Consider the following 2,602-nt stretch of genomic DNA (forward strand, 5'->3'; position numbering starts at 1 on the left):
TTCCGTTCGTCCTCATTCATCATTAAATGGCATGACTCCGTATCAGTATTCAAAATCAATTGCGTAATCTAATTGATATTCCAGTTTTTCTTGACCAGGTCAATTAGCATCCACTAAATTTCGGCAAAAAGAATGTCTTAGAGAGTGGGCTGAATAATCTGTGAGTCCTATAGAATGTAAGTAATTTTTTATAAGATAATGTATTCCTTGTCTCGTAATCCGAGTAGAATGCCTTGCTGACAGAAATAATGCAACTTGAGATAATTCACCTCGTACCTCTAACCAATTTTCTACTGTTTTCATTAACTCTAAATTCATAAGAGCAATTCGATTTAGAAATAGAAAGAAAGGGGCTCGTCAAATAAAGATGACATTGGCGGGTCAGTTTCACATTGTCTACAATTTAAAGCGTATCCGTAGAATTATGAAGAAATACGAGATCGTCTGTCCAGTTCGCAAAGCGAATCCTTATAAAAGAATGCTAAAAGCTACAAAAGAACATCGAATAGTACCGAATCGATTAAATCGGGAATTTAAACAAAATACCCCAGGGAAAACACTTCTTACAGATATCACCTATTTAATTTATGGTAAGAATCAAAGAGCCTATTTATCTACAATTTTAGATGGCGCAACTAATGAAATTTTAGCTTACCATGCTTCAGAACATATGACATTAGAGCTCGTAACGACCACTCTCCATAAACTAAAAAGGAATCAACGGATTCGATTGACCGAAGGTGCTTATATCCATTCAGATCAAGGAGCCCATTACACAAGCCCTACCTATCAAAAGCTAGTCAAAAAGCTAAATCTCGGACAATCCATGTCAAGAAGAGGAAACTGTTGGGATAACGCCCCGCAAGAATCATTTTTTGGTCATATGAAAGATGAAGCTCATATAAAACCTTGCGCGTTCTTTGATGAATTGAAACAAGAGATTAAGAAATATATGACGTACTATAATCACTATAGATATCAATGGAATTTAAAAAAGATGACTCCTGTTGGATACAGAAATCATCTTCTTAATGTTGCCTAACTTTTTTAAAAATGATATTAATAAAATAAAAACATACCATCAATATTAATGTAAAGAAAACATTAATATTATGACAACGATTAATCATTTATTTTTTTATTTTGTCCCATACATGGCGTGACATCTAGCTAATCAAATAAGAAAAACAGTGTATAATCTTACACTCAAAAAATATTGATATTGTAAGAAACAATATCAAATTACAGAATTTGATATCTCACGAGCCTATAGGGTCTGTTGTGGGAGTAGTAATAGCACACCGTACTCTTGCACGTCAGCGATATCAGAAATGAACTTCGCCTTTTGGTAGCAAGAATCCCACTGACGCTAGTCAACTCGCTCCTTTAGAACTAGAAGTGTCAACAAAACTAGGTATTGCTCGATTCATCAAAGGTCGGGGAGTAATGGACTGTATTTTAAATGCTACTGTTAGATACTTTGTTTCCTTAATTAGTTGGAATAGAATTGAAAGATTTCGCCAATCGGTCAGAGAGAACAGTCCCTAAAAATCCGAAGTTTTTTCGATTGTTAGAAGAACAATTAGCGCAAACACAGCGTGTTCTTTCTAAAAAACGATAATTACTAAAAATGATATTAAGACATGGAAAAAGACTTATGTATGATTTTTTATCAGGAAATGATAAACGTTTCTTCGTATTTGTCCGAAATCGAGACAAATATGTTCTAATTTGGTGGCTGTTCACATGATATTATGTAGGAAGGGAAGAGCTAAATATACGTGTTCACGTAACACGAGGTATAATGAAATGTTAAACAATGGTCAAGTAGAAAAAGCACTCTTAAGAGTGCTTTCTTATTTTAACCGTAGGAACTACGGAGATAGCCTAACCGTTAGGTGGATTCCATATTTAGGACCCCCTCTTTCGAACAATCTGTGAGGACGTTAAGTAGAGATTAGTTCCATATAATTACACAATCTATTTGATAAAAAATATTATATAACGAGTCTTGTATAAAACATTAGTAAAAATGAAGATTATACACTCACAGCTTATTCAATAGATCGAGGTGAATCGATATGAGAGCAATAACGAGAGAAATACGAAAAGTTCAATTAAAGGAACAATATTGTAATAAATGTATAGCCCCTAGTAATTTTCCAAGATTCCACATAGAAATATGTAAAATATGTAAAATCGGAAATGAATTAATACAATTAAACCAAAAAACAAGTAAGCACCGAGCACCTAAAAATCCAACAAAATCGGAAATCTGGGATACTAGGTGTAAACAAGCCACATTATTATTCCAACAGGGGCATAACTATTTGGAAATAGCAAAAGAAATAGGATGCCATGTCAGTAGTTTATATCGAGAGCTCAAAAAGCGAGAGTTATTACCTATACCTTCTGTAGTTGAGAATCCAAAAGAATAACAACTTCATAATTAACCACTGGGAATCAATATTATTCAAAAAAATATACATCAATAAATGTAATAGTGCTATCTAAGAGTATAGTGGATGAGGTGGTACAGTAAAACTGGAACACAGTATAGAGATAAATTATTCTATATAAGAGGTGTTTCAGATGAAAAAAC

2 protein-coding genes and 1 pseudogene are annotated in these 2,602 nt (G+C 33.4%); 2 read left to right on the forward strand and 1 reads right to left on the reverse strand.

Annotated features, from left to right (window positions below):
* Positions 1-99 precede the first annotated feature (99 nt).
* The gene (locus JDS99_RS30330; RefSeq protein WP_345943248.1) at positions 100-318 is read right to left on the reverse strand and encodes a tyrosine-type recombinase/integrase; all 219 of its coding nucleotides are present in this window, start codon (positions 316-318) and stop codon (positions 100-102) included.
* A 4-nt stretch (positions 319-322) separates the two neighbouring features.
* On the opposite strand from JDS99_RS30330, the pseudogene JDS99_RS30335 reads away from it, so the two are divergent.
* Both JDS99_RS30335 and JDS99_RS30340 read left to right on the forward strand, forming a co-directional pair.
* Positions 323-1,042: pseudogene (locus tag JDS99_RS30335) on the forward strand (IS3 family transposase); the annotation flags it as partial.
* A gap of 1,039 nt (positions 1,043-2,081) precedes the next feature.
* Positions 2,082-2,438 (forward strand): helix-turn-helix domain-containing protein, encoded by a 357-nt coding sequence (locus JDS99_RS30340; RefSeq protein ID WP_199696432.1) that lies wholly within the window; start codon positions 2,082-2,084, stop codon positions 2,436-2,438.
* Positions 2,439-2,602: the final 164 nt, after the last annotated feature.

Source organism: Bacillus cereus group sp. N6, from assembly GCF_016483705.1.
Lineage (GTDB): Bacteria > Bacillota > Bacilli > Bacillales > Bacillaceae_G > Bacillus_A > Bacillus_A wiedmannii.